Annotated in this window: 2 protein-coding genes; both read right to left on the bottom strand. The window is 55.5% G+C overall.

All coding sequences use genetic code 11. The features are described 5' to 3' along the window. Positions 1-37 precede the first annotated feature (37 nt). Positions 38-874 carry an IS3 family transposase gene (locus tag BBG20_RS05320; protein WP_065899479.1) on the bottom strand — a complete coding sequence of 279 codons (837 nt, stop codon included), beginning with the start codon at positions 872-874 and terminating at the stop codon, positions 38-40. Next, positions 871-1,173 carry an IS3 family transposase gene (locus tag BBG20_RS33085; RefSeq protein WP_065899480.1) on the bottom strand — a complete coding sequence of 101 codons (303 nt, stop codon included), beginning with the start codon at positions 1,171-1,173 and terminating at the stop codon, positions 871-873. Before BBG20_RS33085 ends, BBG20_RS05320 begins: the two co-directional genes overlap by 4 nt. Between the last annotated feature and the right edge of the window lie 480 nt (positions 1,174-1,653).

The raw sequence follows: 1,653 nt of genomic DNA, 5'->3' as shown, positions 1-1,653 counted from the left end.
TGAACTGGTCAAGTAATCTTGGACACCGATTAAGGTTTCACGCCACCAGCTTCTCCCTGGCGACTGGTGACCGATAGTCGTTGTAGCTATGCGGCCTGGTGATGTTGTAGCGCGATACATAGCGCTGCACATCCGCTCGGGCCTCATGTTCCGACCCGTAGCCTGCTTCTGGCACCCACTCTGATTTCAAACTTCCAAAGAAACGCTCCATCGGAGCGTTATCCCAGCATTCGCCTTTACGGCTCATGCTTTGTCGGAGTCCATGTTCCAGCAGTTCATTTCTGAATTTATGGCTGGTGTACTGGCAACCTTGGTCGGAGTGAAACAGTACGTCTTTTGGGCGACCGCGCAGTTCAATCGCCATGCGCAGGGCTTCGCAGGTCAGCGTGGCATCAGAGATCATCGAAAACGACCAGCCCACAATCCGGCGAGCGAACAAGTCCAGAACCGCCGCAAAATACAGCCAACGCTTGCCGACTTTGATGTACGTCACGTCCCCACACCACACCTGATTGACCGTCGCAACATCAAACTTGCGTTTGAGCACATGCGGTGCCACCAAAGCCTCCACGCCAGGTGACTTGTACTTATGGCGCCGGCGTTGACGGCTGACAATGCCTGCTTCTCGCATCAAGCTGCGAGCCATGAACCGCCCGACATCATGCCCGCCGGCTTGCAGCTGTTTAGCCAAGGTACGAGCGCCCGCAGACTCTCTCGACGCCCTGTGGTGCTTGACCAGCATAGCCTTGAGTTTCTCTCGCTTAGGGCTCACCTTGCCTTGGCGCTGACGCCATGCGTAAAAGCTACTGCGGTTTATTCCGAACACACGACAGCAATCGTTAACGCCGTACTGCTCGCCCAGCTCACAGATCAACGAGAGTGATCTTTGGCGTCCAAAAGCAGGAGAGCACTGGCCTTTTTTAGGATTTCGATATCCCGGTCTCTTTGCCTGAGCAAGGCTTTAAGTTCCTGGATCTCTCGCTGATCCGCGGTAATCGCCTTGGCTCCCACCGGAGTCGAGCCCAAGCGTTCCTTGCGAACTTGATCGACCCAGCGGCGCAAGGCCGTAGGGCCAATATCCAAGCTGGCACAGACCTCGGGAACCGACTGCCCCTCGTCCAGCACCATGCTGGCAGCCTTGAGTTTGAACTCACATGAATAAGATTTACGCATATCCAAACACCTCAGATTTGGACGCCATCATAGCGCCCGATTGAGGTGTCCAAAATCATTAGGCCAGTTCAGCTTGCCGGCGAAAAACGCGTGTGCGCCGCGTACATTCTGATGTTTCCGCGTCATCGTTAACGACCATCGCAGGCAAGCCAGCTCCCACACGTATCCGCTTTTGATCTAACCACTCAGGTCGGCTTTAAGGCCGCCGTGCTTTTGCTTTTGCTTTTGCTTTTGATCTTGATCTAGGCGCCCCATCAAACACGCTGGCCGGAATTCGATATTGATTTGGGGGGTAAACCGGCAGGGATGCCGGTTTAGCCGCCCCGCGCCATGGATGGCGCGTGGCGGCGGCCCCCCAAATCAATGTCGGATTACGGGCACACCGAGCGTGAGCGAGGTGCCGAGTGTTGGGGCAAGAGCCCTTTTGGTTACTTTTGGGGCTCTTTTCCAAAAGTGACCCGCTGTAAGAGCGGAACCAAT

It is taken from the genome of Pseudomonas aylmerensis (genome assembly GCF_001702265.1).
GTDB classification, from domain to species: Bacteria; Pseudomonadota; Gammaproteobacteria; order Pseudomonadales; family Pseudomonadaceae; genus Aquipseudomonas; species Aquipseudomonas aylmerensis.
This window is presented reverse-complemented; position numbering and strand designations above follow the sequence as displayed.